Source organism: Novosphingobium sp. AP12, from assembly GCF_000281975.1.
Lineage (GTDB): Bacteria > Pseudomonadota > Alphaproteobacteria > Sphingomonadales > Sphingomonadaceae > Novosphingobium.
Genome location: NZ_AKKE01000171.1, coordinates 57,151 through 77,510, shown reverse-complemented (window position 1 = coordinate 77,510; position 20,360 = coordinate 57,151). Strand labels below are relative to the sequence as shown.

The window sequence follows — 20,360 nt, the reverse complement described above, 5'->3', positions numbered from 1 at the left end:
GAAGCGCGCCGAGCCTGCCATTTTCGTCGATCCCGATGCATCCGTGGTGGACGCACCCTTGCCGGGATACCGCCCGCTCGGCTATCAGCGCGACCTAGACGCGCGCCCCGCGCACCAAAGGAGCCGACGTTGCTGTTCGTCACCCTCTACCAGATCGTCGATTACCTCATAAACATCATCGTTTTCGTGGTCATCGTGCAGTTCGTGCTCGGCCTGCTGATCGCGTTCAACGTGGTCAACATGCACAACCAGTTCGTTTCCGCCGTCTACACGGCTCTCAACGCGATCCTCGAGCCGATGCTGCGGCCGATCCGCAAGATCATGCCTAACACCGGCGCTATCGACTTCTCGCCCATGGTGCTGATCATCGGCCTGACCATCCTGCAAATCATCCTCGGCAACCTCGCGCGGGCCTATTACTGATGGGCGAGGCAGCGATCATCGACGGCAAGGCCTTTGCCGAGAACCTGCGCGCCCGCGTCGCCGAAGTGGCGGCGGGCTTCCTGGAAAAGGCGAACCGCAAGGCCGGCCTCGCAGTGGTGCTCGTTGGCGAAGACCCTGCAAGCCAGGTCTACGTGCGCAATAAGGGCAAGCAGACCGTGGCCTGCGGGATGGAGAGCTTCGAGCACAAGCTGCCCGTCGATACTTCCGAAGCGGACCTGCTGGCGGTGGTCGAGCAGCTGAACAATGACCCGGCGGTGGACGGCATCCTAGTCCAGCTGCCGCTGCCCGGCCACATGGACGAGGCCAAGGTCATCGCCACCATCAACCCCGACAAAGACGTCGACGGGTTCCACGTCGTCAACGTTGGGCGCCTCGCCACGGGGCTGCCGGGCTTCGTGCCCTGCACGCCGCTTGGCTGCGTGATGCTGCTCAAGGACAAGCTGGGCTCGCTCTCGGGCCTCGACGCGGTGGTGATCGGGCGCTCGAACATCGTCGGCAAGCCGATGGCCCAGCTCCTGCTCGCCGAAAGCTGCACCGTCACCGTCGCGCACAGCCGCACGAAAGACCTGCCCGAAGCGGTGCGCCGCGCCGACATCGTCATTGCCGCCGTTGGCCGCCCGGAGATGGTCAAGGGCGAATGGCTCAAGCCCGGCGCCACCGTCATCGACGTGGGCATTAACCGCGTGCCCGGCGCCGAGGAAGGCAAGACCAGGCTGGTCGGCGACGTCGATTTCGCCTCCGCGTCCGAGGTCGCAGGCGCGATCACCCCGGTGCCGGGCGGGGTCGGCCCGATGACCATCGCCGTGCTCCTGCGCAACACGATCGTCGCCGCGCACCGCAACATGGGCCTCGAGATCGACGAGAGCGTCCTTTGAAGCGCGTCGCGCCCGCCCTGGCGCTTCTTGCGCTGGCGGGCGCGTTGGCTTCCCCGGTCCACGCCGAACACCGCCGCATGCCGCCGCCGGGCACCGGCACCGCGAACCCCAGCGCGCTCGTCGCCGCCGAGATCGCCTTCGCCCGCATGGCGCGCGAGAAGGGGCAGTGGACCGCCTTCCGCGAGTATGCGGATGATAGTGCCGTCATGTTCACCCCGCGCGCCGTCTATGCGAAAGCGTGGCTCAGCGGCCGCAAGGAGCCCGCCGCGCCGGTGCAGTGGCAGGCCCATCAGGTCTGGATGAGCTGCGACGGCACCCTCGGCGTCACCAAGGGCGCATGGCAGCAGCCAGACGGTTCGACCGGCTATTTCACGACGATCTGGAAACAGGTGAAAAAGGGCAAGTACCGCTGGGTGCTGGACCAGGGTGATACTCTCGCCGAGCCGCTGAAGGAGCCCGACATGCTCTCCGCCTCGGTCGCGGATTGCACCGAGCGCCCCGGTGCCCCGCTGCCGGAAGGCGCCATCGTGGTCCAGGAAAAGTCGGGCCTCGCGGCGCAGCAGGGCTTCGGCCGCTCCGACGACGGGACCTTGAGCTGGTCCTACGACGTCGCGCCCGACAACAGCCGCACGGTCTCGGTATCGCTGCGCAAGAGCGGCGAGATGCGGCAAGTCCTGTCGCTCGACGTGGCCGCCAGCAAGCCGACGGAATAACGGATGTACGAACTCTTCATCAGCGCCTTCATCACCCTGTTCGTGGTGATCGACCCCCCCGGCTGCGCACCGATCTACGCGGGTCTGTCCGCAGGCGCGACCCGGCGGCAGGCGATCGCCATGGCGGGCCGCGCCTGCCTGATCGCCAGCGCCATCCTGATCGTCTTCGGCCTGTTCGGAGAGCGATTGCTGGGCGCGCTGCACATCGAGCTTGACGCCTTCCGCATCGCGGGCGGCATCATGCTGTTCATGATCGCGGTCGACATGGTGTTCGAAAAGCGCACCCAGCGCCGCGAGGAACGGGCCGAGAAGCTGATGGGCACGCCCGAGGTGGAGGACGTCTCGGTCTTCCCGATGGCGATGCCGATGCTGGCGGGACCGGGCTCGATCGCAACCATGATGCTGCTCACCTCGCGCGCCAAGGGCGACATGCAGACGCTGGTGATTCTGGGCGCGATGCTGACCGTCATGGCGCTGAGCTTCGCTGCGCTCGCCGCCGCCGGCCCGCTGATGCGCGTACTGGGCGACAAGGTGGAGGCGGTGATCAGCCGCCTGCTCGGCGTGTTGCTGGCCGCGCTGGCGGCGCAGTATGTGATCGACGGGGTCAAGGCCACGCTGCTGTCCTGATGGTGCAGGCGCCATGATCCCGGCCGGTGCGATCTATCTTTGCGCGGCACTGGCGGAGATTGCGGGCTGCTTCGCCTTCTGGGCCTGGCTGCGGCTATCGAAAAGCGTGTGGTGGCTGGTGCCGGGCTGCGCCTCGCTGGTGCTGTTCGCGTACCTGCTGACCCTGGTCGATACCTCGCAGGCGGGCCGGGCCTACGCGGCCTACGGCGGCATCTACATAACCTCGGCGCTGGTCTGGCTATGGTTGGCAGAGGGCGTAAGGCCCGACCGGTGGGACGTGACCGGCACCGCGCTGTGCCTTATCGGCGCAGGCGTGATCTTGCTGGCACCGCATCGGGCATGACGCCCGTTCCTCCCCGTTTCGCGGAGGAACCTACTGCAGCGTCGCGCCGTCTTCGTCGTCGTCGTTGGTGCGGCCGAAGAACTGCATCAGCTGGACCAGCAACTCGCACCGGTCTCCCAGCCCCGAGGCCTCGAGCAGCGCCTGCTTGGCGGCGGGATCGAACGGGGCGATCTGCGAGACGCCGTTGATGAGCGAGAGGTCGTCCAGCCGCCCGACCTGCTCCCAGTCCACCACGTAACCCTGAGCGTCGGCGAAACGACGCGCCTCGCGCTCGAAGCTCGCGCGTTCGATCGGAGCGAGCACTTCGTCTTCGCGCTCCGTCAGGATTTCCGCCTCGACCTGGCGGAACGGCGTCGTGACGTCGAGTTCGCGCGAGACCCTGAACCGCGCCTCGCCGGTGAGGACGATGTTGAACCGTCCGTCCTCGAGCGCTTCGACGTCGCCGATGCGGCCCAGGCAGCCAATGGAGTAAAGCGGAGAACCCTCCACCGGCCTTTGCGGCTGGATCATGCCGATCAAGCGGTCGCGGGCGAGTGCATCGCTCACCATCGCCCGGTAGCGCGGCTCGAAGATGTGGAGCGGCAACTGCAACCCTGGATAAAGCACTGCGCCCGGCAGGGGGAAGATGGTGACGCGCGCCAACGTGTCAGCCGAACAGCACGGTGGAGAGCTTGCGCCTCGTGGCCGACACCCAAGGGTCTTCCAGTCCGACCGCCTCGAAGATCTGCAGCAGCTTGGCGCGCGCGGCGCCCTCGTTCCACTCGCGGTCGGCGGCGACCATGCGCAGCAGCGTCGCCGCGGCATCGTCGCGCTCCCCGGCCGCGAAGGCGGCACCGGCGAAAGCGAGCTGGGCGTCCATGTCGGCGGGACGCTCGGCAGCGGCGGCGCGCAGGGCGGCCAGCGCGCTGTCGTCGGGTCTGTCCTGGGCGAGCGACAACGCCTTGCGTGCGCGCTCGACATGGGGGTCCGCAGTCAGTGGCTCGCCCAGCGAATCGAGGACCTGGGCGGCTTCCTCGAGCCTGTCCGCGGCGATGAAGGAGCGCACGAGGCCCGCGATGACTTCGCCGTTGTCGGGCGCGACTTCGAGGATCTGCATGAAGATGCTGGCGGCGCGCTCGCCGTCACCCTCGGCCAGCGCTTCCTCGCCCATGGCGATCAGCGGCACGAGGTCGACCTGCGGCTCGGCGCCGGCGGGCTGGACGGGCAGCTTCTCGAGCAACTGGTCCAGCATCGTCTTGAGCTGCGATTCGCTGCGGGCATTGGTGAGGTCGGCCACCGGCTGGCCCTGGAAGATCGCGTAGACCGTGGGGATCGAGCGGACCTGGAACTGCGAGGCGATGAACGCTTCTTCGTCGACGTTGACCTTGGCGAGCAGGACGCCCTTGTCGGCGTAGTCCGCAGCGACCTTTTCCAGCACGGGCGTCAGTGCCTTGCAGGGGCCGCACCATTCCGCCCAGAAGTCGAGGATGACGAGCTGGGTCATCGAAGGCTCGGCCACCGCTGTGCGGAACCGGTCCACTGCCTTCTGCTCGTCGAGGTTGAGACCCATGCTGGCCAAGTTACGTGCTCCCATGTGCAAATTACGCCGGACGAGGGCCCTAGATCGGCCTTCCGGGGCGATTTGTGAAGGGCGAATGCATCCGCGAAGCGCCCCTGCGCAGCGTCGGCGGCGCAATTGCAGAATTCTTGCAGTTCCCTCTTGCAGCCCCCGCCGACCGCTGCTAGTGGCGCGCCTCCACACCGGAAGCCCCTCAGGCCGACCGGTTCGTGAAGCGCCAGAGCGGGCGTAGCTCAGTGGTAGAGCACAACCTTGCCAAGGTTGGGGTCGAGGGTTCGAATCCCTTCGCCCGCTCCAGTTTCCCCCCATATAAGCAAATCTGTCACCTAATCGGTTCGCCCGCCTAGGGGACGAGTACCGTGTCGAGCGGCTCCGCGTCGATTCCGGGATAGTCCAGCGTATAGTGCAGGCCCCGGCTCTCGTGGCGCTTGAGCGCGCTGCTAACGATCAGCTCCGCGCTCTGCAGCAGGTTGCGCAGTTCGATGAGATCGGTCGAGACGCGGAAGTGGCGGTAGTATTCCTCGGTCTCGCCGTTGAGCATCTGGATGCGGTGCATGGCGCGTTCCAGCCGCTTGGTGGTGCGCACGATGCCGACGTAGTTCCACATGAACCGCCGGATCTCGGTCCAGTTCTGCTTGATGACGACTTCCTCGTCCGAGTCCGTCACGCGGCTCTCGTCCCACGAGCGTACCGGCGGCGGCGCCTCGAATTCGTGCCATTGGGCGAGGATGTCGGCGGCGGCGGCCTCGCCGAAGACGAAGCATTCGAGCAGCGAGTTGGATGCGAGGCGGTTGGCGCCGTGCAGTCCGCTCTCGGTGCATTCCCCGACGGCATAGAGCCCGGGCAGGTCAGTCTTGCCGTCGAGGTCGATCAGCACGCCGCCGCAGGTGTAGTGCTGCGCAGGAACGACCGGGATCGGCTCCTTGGTCATGTCGATGCCGAGGCCCAGCAGCTTCTCGTGGATGTTCGGGAAGTGCTCCTTCACAAACTCGGGCGGCTGGTGGCTGATGTCGAGGTGGACGAAGTCGAGGCCGAAGCGCTTGATCTCGGAGTCGATCGCGCGCGCCACGATGTCGCGCGGGGCCAGTTCCAGCCGCTCGGGATCGTAGAAGGTCATGAAGCGCTTGCCGGTCCGCGGGTTGATGAGGTGGCCACCCTCGCCGCGCACGGCCTCGGTGATGAGGAAGTTCTTGACCTCGAGGTTGTAGAGGCAGGTCGGGTGGAACTGCATCATCTCCATGTTGGAGACGCGCGCGCCCGCGCGCCAGGCCATGGCGATGCCGTCGCCCGTCGCGCCGCGCGGCGCGGTGCTGAACTGGTAGACGCGCCCTGCCCCGCCGGTCGCCAGCACCGTGGCGCGGGCGGTGAACGCCTCGACATGGCCGCTTTCCTCGTCGAGCGCGTAGACGCCCCAGACGCGACCTGATCCCGAATAGCGCATCTCGTGCCGCCCGGTGATGAGGTCGATGCACGAGCGGCCGGGGAAGAGCGTGATGTTGGGGTGCGCCTCGGCTGCCTTGAGCAGTGCCTGCTGCACTGCCCAACCCGTCGCATCGGCGACGTGGACGATGCGGCGGTGCGAGTGCCCGCCTTCGCGGGTCAGGTGCAGCGCCCCCGTACCTTCAGGACCCTCGGTGTTGAACGGTACGCCCAGTTCGATCAGCCGGTCGATCGCGTGGGGCGCGCGCTCGATGACGAACTCCACCGTCTCGCGCCGGTTAAGGCCCGCGCCGGCGACCATGGTGTCGTGGACGTGTTCCTCGAAAGTGTCACCGGCGTCGAGTACGGCGGCGATGCCTCCCTGGGCCCACGCGGTGGAGCCGGTGGCCAGCCCGCCCTTGGCGAGCACGGCGACCTTCACCTTGTCGGCCAGCGCGAGCGCGGCGGTAAGGCCGGCGGCGCCGGACCCGATCACGAGCGCGTCGAATGCGTGAGGGGTGTTGGCTTCGGGGTGGGATGGCGTTTCCATGACGCCTCCTAGCCACTCCCTTATTGGGACCGCAACAGTTTCGGGATACCGCCCCCGGATGTTGCGGCGCGACACAAATTTCGATATCGAAAGTGAAATGATTACAAAGCCCGTAATTTCTGCTAAATTGTTAACTTGCAACCGTTCTTGATTAGTCCAGTCAGCTTCCGCAGCACACCGGAGGGGCAATTTCCGTGGCGATATCGATTGCACTATGCTTTGCTAATAGGCACGAACCCAATCGCAAGGGCGTCACATGGGACGGACTTAGTTATGTTGGTGTTTGCAAGAATTGCGGAAAGACTATCCGTCGCAAGAAAAGGAAGGTCTGGAAACTTGACGACGGCAATAGTGACGACGACTGAGTAAATTTACCGAGGTTTTTGGCTGCTGCGTAACTCTGTACGAATAGTGCTCCATCGACGCCTCCGACGACATTCTGCTTTGCATGCAGCAACATTTAGAAATCCGGTAGTCGCCCATTGTCCCGATAACCGCCCAGCGAGCGGCCACCTATCGATTGACTCCCTCCGAAAATACCCATGTTTCGCAGTTGCAGCACCGACTCGGCAGATCGGCCCGCCCGCCGGCAACGTGCCCGCACCGAGTCGCCGCCTGACGCCGGATTCGCGACCGGCGCGGCGTCCTCGTTCCGTCCGGCTCCTGGGAATCAGGCCGCGCTTGCCTCGCTCGTCAAGGTGACGAACACGTCCTCTAGATCCGCCTCGCGCGTGGTCACGTCGACGATCGCGAAGCCCTGAGCCTGCAGCGCCGAAAGGATTTCACCCGCGTTGCTGCGATCCTTGTCGTAAGTGATCTCGAGCACACGCTCGCCGGACTTCACGCACTTCAGGAAGCCGGGGTGGCTGGGCAGCTCGGTCACGTCCCGGTCCAGCGTCAGGACGATTATTTTCTCGCGTGCCATGCCCACGAGTTCGCGGGTGGGCTTGTTGGTGATGAGCTCGCCGTGGTTGATGATGGCGATGCGGTCGCACAGTTCCTCCGCTTCCTCGAGGTAGTGCGTGGTCAGGACCACCGTCGCGCCCTCGCGGTTGAGTTCGGTGACGAGTTCCCACAGTTGGCGGCGAAGTTCGACGTCGACGCCCGCGGTTGGCTCGTCGAGGATCAGCACCGGCGGCTGGTGGACCAGCGCCTTTGCGATCAGCAGGCGGCGCTTCATGCCGCCCGACAGGGTGCGCGCATAGGCATCGCGCTTGTCCGCGAGATGGACCGCGCGCAGCAATTCCTCCGAGCGGCGCAAAGTCTTGGCAATGCCGTAGAGACCGGCCTGGATCTCCAGCACCTCGAAGGGCGTGAAGAAGGGGTCGAACACGATCTCCTGCGGGACGATGCCGATCGAGCGCTTGGCGTTGCGCGTGTCGCGGTCGATGTCGAAGCCCCAGATCTCGGCCGACCCGGAGGTTTTCATCACCATGCCGGCAAGGATGTTGATGAGCGTCGACTTGCCCGCGCCATTGGGGCCCAGCAGGCCGAAGATGCCGCCTTCCGGAACGTCGAACGACACACCCTTGAGCGCCAGCTTACCTTCCCCGGGGCCCGCAGGCGCATAGCGCTTGACGAGGTCGCGGATGGAGATGGCGGCGGTAGTCTGGGGGGAAGTGCTCATGGCCCTGCATTTGGGCCACGATCCCGCCTGCGTAAAGAGCGCAAGGTTGTTTGGGGCCGAGATTGACGCCCGCTCCCCCTGCGGATATGATACACACTATATCACTATCAGCAGGCCAAGAAGGCCGCACAAACGGGAGAGCAACCATGGCCACTGCCGCGACCGTCATCGAGAAGGACTACTTCACCGACCATTCGGTGTTGCTCGATCCCTACGACTACTTCGAATCGATCCGCGCCCACGGCCCCGTCCACCAGATGGCCGGCCGGGACGTGCTGGTGATCACCGGGTTTGCGGAGGCGGTCGAAGTGCTGCTCAACAAGCGCGACTTCTCCTCGTGGCTGAACCCCGATCCGCTCGTCGCGCTGCCCTTCGAACTTTCCGGCAACGACATCTCCGCCCTGCTCGACGCCAATCCCAGCGGCGAGATGGAGCTGATGGTCTCCTACGACGGTGACAAACACCTCGCCGCCCGTTCGCTGCTCAACCCGCTGTTCGTGCCTTCGCGCCTCAAGGCCAACGAGGCATTCATGCGTGCCTATGCCGACGACATGGTGCAAAGGGTCGTCGCGGCGGGCGGGTGCGAACTGGTGAACGAGGTGGCGACGCCCTTCGTCACCATGGTCATCGCCGACCTGCTGGGCGTCCCGGCCGATGATCGTGAGACGTTCCGCAACCTGATCGACTCGGGTCCGCCCCCGGGCAACATGGACGCCGCCGACTCCCCGCAGAGCATCCATCCGCTGATGGTCATGGCCGGCTACTTCGCCCGCTACATCGGCGAGCGCCGCGCGGCCCCGCAGGACGACGTCATGACCGAGATGGCGATGGCGAAGTATCCCGACGGCTCGACGCCGGACATGATGGAAGTCGTGAAGTCGGCAATGTTCCTGTTCGCCGCCGGGCAGGACACCAGCGCCAAGCTCATCGGCAATGCGCTGCGCCGCTTGTGCGAGGACCAGGATATGCAGCAGCAGCTTCGCGAGGACCGCAAGCTGATCGGCCCGTTCCTCGAGGAAGTGCTGCGCCTCGAAGGCTCGACCAAGGCGACCTTCCGGATAGCCGCGCGCGACACCGCGATCGGCGACATGGACATCCCGGCGGGCAAGCGCGTGGTCATCTCCCTCTCCGCCGCGAACCGCGACCCGCGCCGCTGGGACGACCCCGCCGAATTCCGCCTCGGCCGGCCGCGCATCAAGGAGCATGTCGCCTTCGGACGCGGCGCCCATACCTGCGCCGGTGCCCCGCTCGCCCGCGCGGAAGTGGCGGTGATCCTCGACCGTTTCCTGGAACACACCAGCGCGATCACGCTCGACGAGGCTCACCATGGGCCTGCGGGCGCGCGGCGAGTTTCGTATGAACCCAGCTACATCATCCGGGGGCTGGCGGACCTGCACGTGAAATTCACGCCGGCCTGAGAAGGCGCCGCATCGGACGACGGGGCTCGGTCAAGCCTCGTCGTGGGCGCCGTCGTAGACCTTGCGGCTGGCTTCGATCACCGGGCCGCTGTCGATCGCCCAGCTGCTCAGCGCCTTCACCGGCCCCGACAGCGAGCGGCCGAGGTCGCTCAGCGCATATTCCACGCGCACCGGCACGCCGACATGGACCGTGCGCGTCACCAGCCCGTCACGCTCCAGCGCCCGCAAGTTGCGCGAGAGCATCTGCTGCGACACGCCCCGGATCGCGCGCTTCAGTTCGTTGAAGTGGAGCGGTCCGTCCAGCAGCGTCATCACCACCAACATCGACCATTTGTCGCCCACCCGGCTAAGGATGTCGCCAACCAGCCGGCAGTCCTTGCTGGCAGGGTCGTGCTTGGGCTGAGACGGCAGGTCAGCTTCGTCGAACGTGGTCAGCTTCATGGTACCTGGTTCCAAAAATATGCGCTCTTGGCGCGGCTACCCTGGCAACATAGCTAGACCTGGTCACAATTCCAGACCTCCTGTCTCCGTTCAAGGATCTTCCAACATGAAGCTTCTCCAGATCGACTCCAGCATCACCGGCGAGAATTCCGCCAGCCGCGCCATCTCCGCCGCCATCGTTTCCGCGCTGACCGCCGCCGATCCCGCGATCGAGGTCACCACACGCGATCTTGCCACCGATGCCCTGCCCCACCTCACCCTCGACGTGCTGGGCACGCCGGGCGGCACTCCCGAACTCGCCGAATTCCTCGCCTCCGATGTAATCGTGATCGGCGCGGGCATGTACAACTTCACCATCCCCAGCCAGCTCAAGGCATGGCTCGACCGCATCCTGATCGCCGGCCAGACCTTCCGCTATACCGCCGAGGGTCCGGTCGGCCTGGTCGGCGACAAGAAGGTCTTCGTCGCCCTTTCGCGTGGCGGCTACTACGGCGAAGGCCAGCCCGGCGCCGCCGTCGAGCATGCCGAGACGTACCTGCGCGCGGTGCTCGGCTTCATCGGCATCACCAACCCTACCTTCATCCTCGCCGAGGGCCTCGCCATCGACGCCGAGACCCGCGCCAAGGCCGTCGCTGCCGCCGTCGCCGAAGCGGGCGACCTGGTGATCCCGGCCTGACCGATATGCCGTCGTCCCGGAACCGTCCGGGACGACGGCATCGGTGCGCAAATTCCCGTCTGGAAATTAGCTCCACGCCTTGGTAATCGGCCATTCCATGAACTCACCCGAAACCATCCTCACCGAATCCCACCGCGTTTCCTGCGACGGGGCCACCGATATCCGCTCCGGCGCTGCGCTCGGCCATCCGCGCGTCTGGCTGGAGATCGACGAGAAGGGCTACGTCGACTGCGGCTACTGCGACCGTCACTTCGTGCTCAAGGGCGGTGCCGCCGACATCGGGGCGGATCAGCACGCAGCCTGAGGTTCTGCCTGATCGCGCCTTCCCCGCGCGCTAATTGCTCCCTATATCGTCGGCCATGACCATGACCGACCCGCGCTCGCTCCTCTACGCCCAGCTTTCGCCCGAAGAGGCGCAGGTGCTTGCGGCCGAGACCCTGAAGTCGTGCGACGACGGCGAGTTGTTCATGCAGTTCGCCGCGAGCGAGGCGTTCGGCTTCGACGACGGCCGGCTCAAGACCGCCGATTATTCGCGCGACGCCGGCTTCGGCCTGCGCGGCGTCTCGGGTGAGATGACCGGCTTCGCCCACGCCAACGAGATTTCCGCCGCCGCCATCCGCCGCGCGGGCGAGACGCTGCAGCTGCTCGACCCGGCCACCGGCAAGCGCTCGGCGCCCCCGGCCAAGACCAACGCCCGCCTTTATACCGATGCCTCCCCGCTCGACCTCGTGGGCTTCGCCGAGAAGGTGCGACTGCTGGAAACCATCGACGCCGCCGCCCGCGCCCGCGATCCGCGCGTGTCGCAGGTCAGCGCCAGCCTGTCGGGCTCGTGGTCGGTGGTCGAGATCGTTCGCCCGGACGGCTACATCGGCACCGACGTGCGCCCGCTGGTGCGCCTCAACGTCTCGATCGTGGCGGAAAGCAACGGACGGCGCGAGACCGGCTCGTTCGGCATGGGCGGCCGCTTTCTCTACGACGACCTGTTCAAGCCCGAGAACTGGAACGAGGCGATCGACACCGCCTTGGCTCAGGCGCTCATCAACCTCGAAAGCGTCGACGCTCCCGCCGGTGAGTTCCAGGTCCTGTGCGGCGCCGGCTGGCCCGGTGTGCTGCTGCACGAGGCGATCGGCCACGGCCTGGAAGGCGACTTCAACCGCAAGGGCACCTCGGCCTTCTCGGGTCGTATCGGCGAGCGAGTAGCCGCGCCCGGCGTCACCATCGTCGACGACGGAGCGATCCCGGGCCGCCGCGGCTCGCTCACCATCGACGACGAGGGCACGCCCACGCGCGAGACGGTGCTCATCGAGGACGGCATCCTCAAGGGCTACATGCAGGACCGCCTCAACGCTCGCCTGATGGGCGTCGAGCCGACCGGCAACGGCCGCCGCGAGAACTACGCCCATGCGCCTCAAGTCCGCATGACCAACACCTTCATGAAGGGCGGCAACGACGATCCTGCCGAAATGCTCGCGGGCATGAAAAAAGGAATCTTCGCCAAGAACTTCGGCGGTGGCCAGGTCGACATCGTCTCGGGCAAGTTCGTGTTCTCGTGCACCGAGGCCTACATGGTCGAGAACGGCAAGCTCGGCGCCCCGATCAAGGGCGCGACGCTGATCGGCGACGGTCCCTCTGTGCTCACCCGCGTGAAGGCGATCGGCAACGACTTCGCGCTCGACCGCGGCGTCGGCATGTGCGGCAAGGGCGGGCAGAGCGTGCCGGCCGGCGTCGGCCAGCCCTCGCTGCTGATCGACGGGCTGACGGTGGGCGGCACGGCCTGATTGCTCGGGCATCGTCCGGTCAGCCCCAGTTCAGCCGAATCGTGCCATACCAACGATGACGTGGGGTGCGTTGGAAAGGAAGAAGGCCATGAAGAAGCTTGCCATCGCCGCGACGTTCGCCGTCGGCGCAGCCATGCTCGCCGCTCCTGCCGTCGATGCCCGTACCAAGCTGACCGGCGAGCAGAAGCTTGCCAAGATGCTGGAGGGGCGCGAGGCTGGGAAACCGGTGAGTTGCATCCCCTATTCACAGACGCAGGACACGACCGTGATCGACAAGACCGCGATCGTCTACCGGGTCGGCACCACGCTCTATGTTAACCGACCGACCAACGTCGATCGGCTCACCGACGACGACATCATGGTGACCAAGCTCTACAGTTCTCAGCTTTGCAGCGTGGATACCATCCAGCTTCACGATAGGAATGCCAACCACATGTGGAACGGCTTCCTGGCGCTCAACGAATTCGTGCCGTACCGCAAGGTGGTCGCGGCCAAGTAACTGGCCCGCCTCGCGAAAACGCTGTCCCTAGCAGGAGATGGTCGGAAGCCTCGGCTTCCGGCCGTTTTCTTTCGCCCCAGTTGCCAGGTTTGCAATATGACCGTCATCGCATAGACTGCACGCGATGGTTGCCAACCGCGGATACCTCTCGACCAGTGCCGCCACACGGTTGCGGCTGATCGACGCCGCCTCCGCGCTTCTCGACGAGGATGGCTATCCCGCCTTTACGGTGCGGCGCATCGCCGCGCGCGCCGAGGTCAAGCCGCAGCTCGTCCACTATTACTTCCGCTCGATGGAGGAGCTGGTGGTGACGGTGTTCCAGCGCTCTTCCGCCAGCTACTTCCGCCTGCACGACGAGGCGCTGTCCGGGCCTCGCCCGCTCCATGCGCTATGGGAACTCAACTGCAACATGCCCGAAGGGCGGCGGATGCTGGAATATGTCGCGCTCGGCAAGATCTACCCCGCCCTGCGCGAGGCGATGCGCGCCAGCGGCGAGAGCTTCCGCGCCATCCAGATCGAGGCCGTCGAACGGGTATGTGCCGCACGCGGCCTCACTGATCCGCCTATGGCGCCCGCCGCACTCGCCGCGCTGATTTCGGCAATGGCACGCTCGATGATCATCGAGAACAACGTGGCCATGACCGTGGGCCATGAGCAGGTCCGTGCCTTCGTCGAGGCCACCCTCAAGCTGTACGAACCGGACTAGGCCGGCACGCGCCGGATCGATATCGCAGCAGCGATGCACGCAAATGCTGATGCGGCAGGCAGGCTTCGTCCTTGGGCAAGCACAAGCACGCCGCCAGTCGCGCAGCTCCACTTGACAGGTGTACAGTCGGCATGATGTGTACGATCGAAGTCCACGGGGCCGTACTATCGCGGCCCTGAAGGCTCAATGCGTCTCAGGCGTATACGGCGACCCGGAACATACCGTGGCGTCCGACCAAAAGGGAGAGAGAACCGATGGCTTATCGCACCGATCGCCTGCGCCTGCGCGCCTTGCTCGCCGCCGCATCCACCAGCACCCTTGCGCTGGCCGCCCCGGCGCTCGCGCAGGAGACGCCGCCCGCGCCGGCCGCTCCAGCGGATGTCCCGCCTGAGGTCCACGGTCTCGAGGAAATCGTCGTCACCGCCCAGCGCCGCGCGGAGAACCTGCAGGAAGTGCCGATCGCGATCGCGGCCGTCACCGCAGACGCGCTGTCCCGCGCGGGCGTCACCGACACCAACAGCCTGAGCCAGATCGTCCCCTCAGTGAACTTCCAGCGCTCGGGCGCCAGCGGACTGTTCTTCGTACGAGGCGTGGGCACTACCAACGCCTCGGTCGGCGACGAGGGCTCGAACGCCTTCTACGTCGACGGTGTCTATATCCCCGACCTGTCCGGTACAGTCACCCAGTTCAACAACATCGCCCGGATCGAGGTGCTCAAGGGGCCGCAGGGCACACTGTTCGGCCGCAATGCCTTCGGCGGGTTGATCCACATCATCACCAAGGAACCCGGCGACGTCTTCGAGGCGCAGGGCGAGGCCGGTTACGGCAACTATCAGACCGCGCAGGGCAAGCTCTACGTCGGCGGGCCGGTGACCGACACCGTCTCGATGGACCTCGCGCTCACCGGCTACGACCAGGCCAAGGGCTGGGGCCGCAATGTCACGCTGAACCGCGACATCAAGAAGATGCAGTACTGGGGCGCCCGTTCCAAGCTGGTCTGGAAGCCCAGCGACAGCGTCAAGGTCACGCTCGCGGGCGACTACTACGACATGGACGACAACACCTCGATCGGCTGGTCGGTCGACGAAGACTTCCCGGCGCGTGGCCTCACCGGTCCGATCTTTTCGATCGGCAGCATGGACACCGCGTCCGACCAGTATTCGCTGACCAAGCTCAAGTCCTGGGGCGTGAGCGGCACGATCGAGGCCGACCTCGGCTTCGCCAACCTGACCAGCATCAGTTCGCTGCGCGACAGCACCAACAATTCCGACTTCGACGTCGACGCTACCCAGATCCCGTGGCTGCGCATCACCTTCGAGTCCGGCTCGCGTGCTTACCAGCAGGAACTGCGTCTCGCCTCGGCGGACACCGAGCCGCTGAGCTGGCAGATCGGCGCGTTCTACCTGCGCTCCGAAGTCGACAACGCCTCGCGCTTCCGGGGCCTGGGCGTGGGCGGCATCAACGGCGGCACTTACATCGACGCCACGCTCGATACCGACTCTTACGCCGCCTTCGGCGAACTCAGCTACAAGCTGACGCCCACCACGCAGGTCATCGGCGGCCTCCGCTATACCAAGGACAAGCGTAAGCTGGGCGGCGGACAGTACGTCGTCACCAACAATACGCTGGGGACGTTCACCCCCACCGAGGACGGCATCGACTACGGCAGGTTCACCTATCGACTCGCCATCCGGCAGGAGCTGACCGACGACATCAGCGTCTATGGCTCGTACAACCGCGGCTTCAAGGCGGGCACGTACTCGCTGCAGAGCCCGACCAACCCGCCAGTGCAGCCGCAGTACATCAACGCCTACGAAATCGGCGTGAAGTCCGAGCTGTTCGACCGCCGCCTGCGCGTGAACGCCGCTGCGTTCCACTATGACATCTCGAACTACCAGATCCGGTCGGCGACGGCGGGCGCGCTGGGTGCGGCCGTGCTGCTCAATGCCGCTTCGGTGAAAGTCGATGGCCTGGACGTGGAGTTCGACGCGGCGCCAACCGACAACTTGCGCATCTTCGGCGGCTTCACCTGGCTCGACTCGCGGTTTGCAAGCTTCGGCGGACGGGGTTCGGCTTACCAGGCGCCGTTCATCTACCCCAATCCGGCCGTCTGCGACGCGCCCGGCACTTCCGATCCCGGCACACAGACCGGCCCGGCCACCGGCGGCTTTCTCACCACGTGCTCGGGCAATGCCTCCGGCTTCCAGACTCCCGGCGCGCCCGACTTTACCGCCAGCCTCGGCACCAGCCTGACGGTCCCGGTCACCGAGACCGGCGAGCTTCGATTCAGCCTGCTGGGCAACTACAACAGCGGCTTCCCGTTCGAATCCGACGGCCTGCTGCGCCAGAAGAAGTACGCGCTGCTCAACGGCTCAGTCGGGTATTGGCTCACCGAGAACTGGGGTGTCGAACTCTGGGGCAAGAACATCACCGGCACGAAGTACTTCCAGCAGAAGATTTCGACCGGCCTCGGCGCCACCACCGACCGCTCCGCGCCCGCGACCTACGGCGTGACGGTCAAGTTCGACTACTGAGACAGGTTTCGAGCCACCTTGGCTCCGACGTCGAGAGGCCCGGGCCTTCGCGCCCGGGCTTTTTTGAGGCAGGGTGCCAGCGATGAACCGCCGCGCCATCTCCCGTCTCGTTCTCTGCCTCGCCTATGCCGCCGCAGGCGTGCTGCACCTCGCGGTGCCTGGGCCGTTCGTCGGTATTGTACCGCCGTGGGTACCCACGCCCGAACTGGCGGTGGCACTCACCGGGATCGCCGAGCTGGCCGGAGCAGCCGGGCTCGTCCAGCCGCTTTCGCCAGCATTGCGCAAGGCTGCTGCCGGCGGCCTTGCGGCCTATGCGCTCTGCGTCTGGCCCGCCAACGTCCAGCACATGCTGATCGACATGGCTCGCTCCGACCACTGGCTCGGCCTCGGCTACCACATCCCGCGACTGACGCTGCAGCCAGTGCTGGTTTGGTGGCCGCTATGGGCGGCGAGCGTCATCGACTGGCCCTGGCGCCGGCGCGCGCGCTGACGCGGATTACGGCGTTGGGACCGGCTCTGCGGGCGTTGCCGGAGCCATTCCCGTGGAACTGGGAGTGTAGATCGTCGGCCGAGCCTCGTCGCTGCCCGGCGCCGCGCCATGGTTCACATGTGGCGCGGGCGCGAGTGGAACCGGTTCGGGAATACCCTTGCGCGCCCTGTATTCGGGGCTGTGGAGCGCATCGACTTCCGCTTGGCGCCGCTTCAGGTAGAAGTCACGTGTCGCGAGATAGGGGTCGGCCTGCGCGCGGTTGGCCTGGATCTGCTCGTCGAACGCGATACGATCGTTGAGCCCCTTCGCCACGCCGGTACCGACAGCATAAGTCGTCGTATTGAACGGACTGCCGAGGACCATCGGCACGATCGAAACGTCGAGGACCCGCCCCACCATGTCCCGCACCGTCGTGGGCCCAACGATCGGAAGGAACAGGTACGCCCCGGTCGACACTCCGTGATAGGCAAGCGTGTTGGAGAAGCCGTTCTGGCGGTACGGCAGGTAGAACGGCTTGCGCTTGGCCATGTCGAAAAGCCCGGCGATGCCCAGCGTACTGTTGACGCCGAAGCGCCCCAGCGTCTCCATCGCCTTGCCCGGCTTGAACTGGAGCAGGTAGTTCACGAAAACGATCGGCTCGACGAGGTTAAGCAGGACGTTGCGGATGCCATTGCGGATCGGCTCGGGCATCGCCTTCTCGTAAGCCCCGGAGACCGGGCCGAGAACCGCGTCATCAACCACCGTGACCGCGTCGTAAGTGGCGACGTTGACGTCTGACAGCGGGTCGGCCCGGACATCGCGGGGATCGGCATTGACGACGATGACGCCTTCTTCCGTGCCGGCGGCAGAAACGCCTTCCGGCGGCGGCAAGGCTGCCGTATCGGCAGGCGCGGGGATGGGTTCGGCCTGTGGCGGCGGAATCTGGAGAATGACCAGCGGTTCGTTGGAAACGGCTTCAGCCGCCGCTTGGGAATCCTCGTGGTCTTGAGAAGTCGGCTCGGCAGTCGCCAGCATCATCGCCAGCGCAATAGTCGACATGCCCAATCCGTATTCCTTTTCGAATCCACCCGCCGGTCACGATGATCGATGCGGAATGTGCGCCGTGATGCATGACATTGGCAATCGTCTTGCTAGCTGACTTCCCGTAATGACGTTGCACGCAGCGAATTCCCACACTTCAATGCATCCGTTCGTCGCACGCCTGGGTGGCTCCCGCCGCGAACACACGCGCCGACCCGCAGTTTTCCGTAAATGTATGAGATAGGCGGCATTTCACCGCCTTTGCGAGCAACTATGCCGCGCCGTCCAACCGCCGGCCGATGGTGACGACATCCTGGACTTCGTAGCCGAGCGCGGCGTAGAATCCACGTGCGCCGGCATTGTCACCACGCACCATGAGTTGGATCTTGGGGCAGCCGCGCGCGCTGAGCCAATGTTCGCTTTCGCGCATCAGCAGGCGCCCGATACCCGCGCCCTGCCGCGAAGGCGAGACCGCGAGGTAGTAGACCCACCCGCGGTGGCCGTCGAACCCGACCATCACACTGCCGACCAGCACTCCGCCGTCGCGCGCCGCCAGCACCGCCGAAGCAGGGCTCGCCAAAGCGAGATCGAAGTCGGCCACCGGATCGTTCCAAGGCCGCGTCAGCCCCGCCTCGCCCCAGATCGCGACGATGGCATCGCGATCCTGGCCGCTGGCGGGCGCGACGCTTATTCCCACTCGATCGTGCCGGGGGGCTTGCTGGTGTAGTCGTAGACCACGCGGTTGATGCCCTTGACCTCATTGATGATGCGGGTCGCGACGCGCGACAGGAACGCCGCGTCGAAGGGGTAGATGTCGGCGGTCATGCCGTCGGTCGAGGTGACGGCGCGCAGGCCGCAGACGCTGTCGTAAGTGCGGCTGTCGCCCATGACGCCCACGGTCTTCACCGGGAGCAGCACGGCGAACGCCTGCCAGATCGCATCGTAGAGACCCGCGTTGCGGATTTCCTCGAGGTAGACCGCGTCGGCCTTGCGCAGGATGTCGCAGCGCTCGCGGCTGACTTCGCCGGGGATGCGGATGGCGAGGCCCGGCCCCGGGAACGGGTGCCGGCCGACGAAGACGTCGGGCAGGCCCAGCTCGCGGCCGAGTTCGCGCACTTCGTCCTTGAACAGCTCGCGCAGCGGCTCGACCAGCTTCATGTCCATGCGCTCGGGCAACCCGCCGACGTTGTGGTGGCTCTTGATCGTCACGGAAGGACCGCCGGTGAAGCTGACCGATTCGATCACGTCCGGGTAGAGCGTGCCCTGTGCGAGGAACTGCGCGCCGCCGATCTTCTTCGCCTCGTCCTCGAAGACGTCGATGAAGGTCTTGCCGATGAACTTGCGCTTGGCCTCGGGGTCGGTGACGCCTTCCAGTCCCTTGAGGAACAGGGTCGAGGCATCCACGTGGACGAGCGGGATATGGTAGTGGCCGCGGAACAGCGACACCACCTGCTCGGCCTCGCCCATGCGCATCAGGCCATGGTCGACGAAGACGCAGGTAAGCTGGTCGCCGATCGCCTCATGGATGAGCACGGCCGCAACCGCCGAGTCGACGCCGCCTGACAGGCCGCAGATCACCCGGTTGTCGCCGACCTGCTCGCGGATTTCGGCGATCTTCGTCTTGCGGAACTCCGCCATCGTCCAGTCGCCGGACATGCCGCAGACGTGTCGGACGAAGTTCTTGAGCAGCTTGCCGCCGTCGGGCGTGTGGACGACCTCGGGGTGGAACTGCATCGCGTAGATGCGCTTCTCGTCGTTCGCGATAACCGCGAAAGGCGCGCCCGGGCTGGATGCGACGGGGCGGAAGCCGGGGGCGAGGCTGGTCACCTTATCGCCGTGGCTCATCCACACCTGATGCGTCTCGCCGACGTTCCACAGGCCGTTGAACAGCGCGCACTCGTCTTCGATCTCGATGAAGGCGCGGCCGAATTCGCCGCCGTCGCCGCCGGTCACTTCGCCGCCGCCCTGATGCATCAGAGCCTGCTGGCCGTAGCAGATGCCCAGTATCGGGCGGCCGCTTTCGAGGATGACGTCGGGAATGCGCGGGCCGCCCTCGTCGAGCACCGAGGCAGGCGAGCCCGAGAGGATGATCCCCACCGGGTTCATGCGCTTGAAGGCGTCTTCGGCGGCGTTGAAGGGGGCGATCTCGGAGTAGACGCCGGCCTCGCGCACGCGGCGCGCGATGAGCTGGGTCACCTGGCTGCCGAAGTCGACGATCAGGACGGATTCGGAGGACTGGATATTCATGGCGGGCCACTAGTCGCGCGCGCGTTTTCTGTCCAGCCCGGAGGGGCTCATCGGGCAGTTCCGGTAGGCGGTTTTCTGATAGCTAAGCTAGCTTGGTTTTAATGTTTCATGAGATATTACTTAAATTACTAAGCAAGGTTGGCTTAACCATCGTAGAGGGAGTGCCGTTTTGCCCAGCGCTTTGGGCCTCCCATCAAAAGGAGACCCGTCATGAGCTTTATCGAAAATCCTTCGGTTTCACGGCCGAGCTCAGCGCTTTCGCGATGGCGTTTGCCGCCACCCTCGCCTGAAGCAGCCAGATATCGCCGAGGAGTTGCAAAACACGCAAGCAACATTGTTACTTTCGAATTTGCATAAATTTCGCGCCGCCCTATCTGGCAAATCGCAGCACGAGC

The 20,360-nt window shown here is 65.6% G+C and carries 21 protein-coding genes and 1 tRNA gene; 14 read left to right on the top strand and 8 right to left on the bottom strand.

Going from position 1 to position 20,360, the window contains the following annotated elements; all coding sequences use genetic code 11:
- Positions 1-129: 129 nt before the first annotated feature.
- From PMI02_RS23955 to PMI02_RS23935, 5 genes are read left to right on the top strand one after another with little or no spacing between them, the layout of a single operon-like run.
- Entirely contained in the window at positions 130-423 is a 294-nt protein-coding gene (locus tag PMI02_RS23955) for a YggT family protein (RefSeq protein ID WP_007687896.1), read from the top strand.
- Positions 423-1,319, top strand: coding sequence for a bifunctional methylenetetrahydrofolate dehydrogenase/methenyltetrahydrofolate cyclohydrolase FolD (folD, locus tag PMI02_RS23950; protein ID WP_007687894.1), 897 nt, complete (start codon positions 423-425; stop codon positions 1,317-1,319). The genes PMI02_RS23955 and folD overlap by 1 nt, the downstream gene beginning before the upstream one ends.
- The gene (locus PMI02_RS23945) at positions 1,316-2,032 is read left to right on the top strand and encodes a hypothetical protein (RefSeq protein WP_007687893.1); all 717 of its coding nucleotides are present in this window, start codon (positions 1,316-1,318) and stop codon (positions 2,030-2,032) included. The genes folD and PMI02_RS23945 overlap by 4 nt, the downstream gene beginning before the upstream one ends.
- A 3-nt stretch (positions 2,033-2,035) precedes the next feature.
- Positions 2,036-2,659, top strand: coding sequence for a MarC family protein (locus PMI02_RS23940; RefSeq protein ID WP_007687892.1), 624 nt, complete (start codon positions 2,036-2,038; stop codon positions 2,657-2,659).
- A 13-nt stretch (positions 2,660-2,672) separates the two neighbouring features.
- Positions 2,673-3,002 carry a YnfA family protein gene (locus tag PMI02_RS23935; protein ID WP_007687891.1) on the top strand — a complete coding sequence of 110 codons (330 nt, stop codon included), beginning with the start codon at positions 2,673-2,675 and terminating at the stop codon, positions 3,000-3,002.
- Positions 3,003-3,032: 30 nt separating this feature from the next.
- Here PMI02_RS23935 and PMI02_RS23930 read toward each other — a convergent pair whose 3' ends face one another.
- Together PMI02_RS23930 and PMI02_RS23925 are read right to left on the bottom strand one after the other, a co-directional pair.
- Positions 3,033-3,644 carry an LON peptidase substrate-binding domain-containing protein gene (locus PMI02_RS23930; RefSeq protein ID WP_007687890.1) on the bottom strand — a complete coding sequence of 204 codons (612 nt, stop codon included), beginning with the start codon at positions 3,642-3,644 and terminating at the stop codon, positions 3,033-3,035.
- A 4-nt stretch (positions 3,645-3,648) separates the two neighbouring features.
- Positions 3,649-4,551 (bottom strand): tetratricopeptide repeat protein, encoded by a 903-nt coding sequence (locus PMI02_RS23925; RefSeq protein ID WP_036505272.1) that lies wholly within the window; start codon positions 4,549-4,551, stop codon positions 3,649-3,651.
- A 231-nt stretch (positions 4,552-4,782) separates the two neighbouring features.
- Here PMI02_RS23925 and PMI02_RS23920 point away from each other — a divergent pair.
- Positions 4,783-4,857 (top strand) — tRNA-Gly (locus tag PMI02_RS23920).
- Positions 4,858-4,903: 46 nt separating this feature from the next.
- Here the strand turns inward: PMI02_RS23920 and nadB are convergent.
- Both nadB and PMI02_RS23910 read right to left on the bottom strand, forming a co-directional pair.
- Complete coding sequence (nadB, locus tag PMI02_RS23915) at positions 4,904-6,529, bottom strand: L-aspartate oxidase (RefSeq protein ID WP_007687888.1); 1,626 nt, start codon at positions 6,527-6,529, stop codon at positions 4,904-4,906.
- Between the two features lie 670 nt (positions 6,530-7,199).
- Positions 7,200-8,156 carry an ABC transporter ATP-binding protein gene (locus tag PMI02_RS23910; RefSeq protein ID WP_007687886.1) on the bottom strand — a complete coding sequence of 319 codons (957 nt, stop codon included), beginning with the start codon at positions 8,154-8,156 and terminating at the stop codon, positions 7,200-7,202.
- Positions 8,157-8,302: 146 nt separating this feature from the next.
- On the opposite strand from PMI02_RS23910, the gene PMI02_RS23905 reads away from it, so the two are divergent.
- Complete coding sequence (locus PMI02_RS23905; protein WP_007687885.1) at positions 8,303-9,574, top strand: cytochrome P450; 1,272 nt, start codon at positions 8,303-8,305, stop codon at positions 9,572-9,574.
- 30 nt (positions 9,575-9,604) lie between these two features.
- On the opposite strand, the gene PMI02_RS23900 is transcribed toward PMI02_RS23905, so the two are convergent.
- On the bottom strand, positions 9,605-10,015 hold the full coding sequence (locus PMI02_RS23900; RefSeq protein WP_007687883.1) for a helix-turn-helix domain-containing protein: 411 nt from the start codon (positions 10,013-10,015) through the stop codon (positions 9,605-9,607).
- Positions 10,016-10,121: 106 nt separating this feature from the next.
- Here PMI02_RS23900 and PMI02_RS23895 point away from each other — a divergent pair, with 106 nt between their 5' ends.
- From PMI02_RS23895 to PMI02_RS23865, 7 genes are all read left to right on the top strand, one after another.
- Entirely contained in the window at positions 10,122-10,691 is a 570-nt protein-coding gene (locus PMI02_RS23895; RefSeq protein WP_007687881.1) for an FMN-dependent NADH-azoreductase, read from the top strand.
- A gap of 97 nt (positions 10,692-10,788) precedes the next feature.
- Entirely contained in the window at positions 10,789-10,995 is a 207-nt protein-coding gene (locus tag PMI02_RS23890) for a zinc-finger domain-containing protein (protein WP_007687880.1), read from the top strand.
- A gap of 55 nt (positions 10,996-11,050) precedes the next feature.
- Positions 11,051-12,469, top strand: coding sequence for a metalloprotease TldD (gene tldD / locus PMI02_RS23885; RefSeq protein WP_007687879.1), 1,419 nt, complete (start codon positions 11,051-11,053; stop codon positions 12,467-12,469).
- An 88-nt stretch (positions 12,470-12,557) separates the two neighbouring features.
- Entirely contained in the window at positions 12,558-12,968 is a 411-nt protein-coding gene (locus PMI02_RS23880) for a hypothetical protein (protein ID WP_007687878.1), read from the top strand.
- A 124-nt stretch (positions 12,969-13,092) separates the two neighbouring features.
- Positions 13,093-13,674, top strand: coding sequence for a TetR/AcrR family transcriptional regulator (locus PMI02_RS23875; protein ID WP_007687877.1), 582 nt, complete (start codon positions 13,093-13,095; stop codon positions 13,672-13,674).
- Between the two features lie 254 nt (positions 13,675-13,928).
- Positions 13,929-16,208 (top strand): TonB-dependent receptor, encoded by a 2,280-nt coding sequence (locus PMI02_RS23870; protein WP_007687876.1) that lies wholly within the window; start codon positions 13,929-13,931, stop codon positions 16,206-16,208.
- Positions 16,209-16,290: 82 nt separating this feature from the next.
- Positions 16,291-16,698 carry a DoxX family protein gene (locus PMI02_RS23865; protein WP_007687875.1) on the top strand — a complete coding sequence of 136 codons (408 nt, stop codon included), beginning with the start codon at positions 16,291-16,293 and terminating at the stop codon, positions 16,696-16,698.
- A 6-nt stretch (positions 16,699-16,704) separates the two neighbouring features.
- Here the strand turns inward: PMI02_RS23865 and PMI02_RS23860 are convergent, their stop codons facing one another.
- The 3 genes from PMI02_RS23860 to guaA all read right to left on the bottom strand — a co-directional run bounded on the left by PMI02_RS23860 (position 16,705) and on the right by guaA (position 19,965).
- Positions 16,705-17,736: a VacJ family lipoprotein gene (locus PMI02_RS23860; RefSeq protein ID WP_007687874.1), complete on the bottom strand. Its 1,032-nt coding sequence runs from the start codon at positions 17,734-17,736 to the stop codon at positions 16,705-16,707.
- 253 nt (positions 17,737-17,989) lie between these two features.
- A complete protein-coding gene (locus tag PMI02_RS23855; protein ID WP_007687873.1) occupies positions 17,990-18,415 on the bottom strand; it encodes a GNAT family acetyltransferase in 426 nt (141 codons plus the stop codon).
- Entirely contained in the window at positions 18,406-19,965 is a 1,560-nt protein-coding gene (gene guaA, locus PMI02_RS23850; protein WP_007687872.1) for a glutamine-hydrolyzing GMP synthase, read from the bottom strand. The genes PMI02_RS23855 and guaA overlap by 10 nt, the downstream gene beginning before the upstream one ends.
- Positions 19,966-20,360 lie beyond the last annotated feature (395 nt).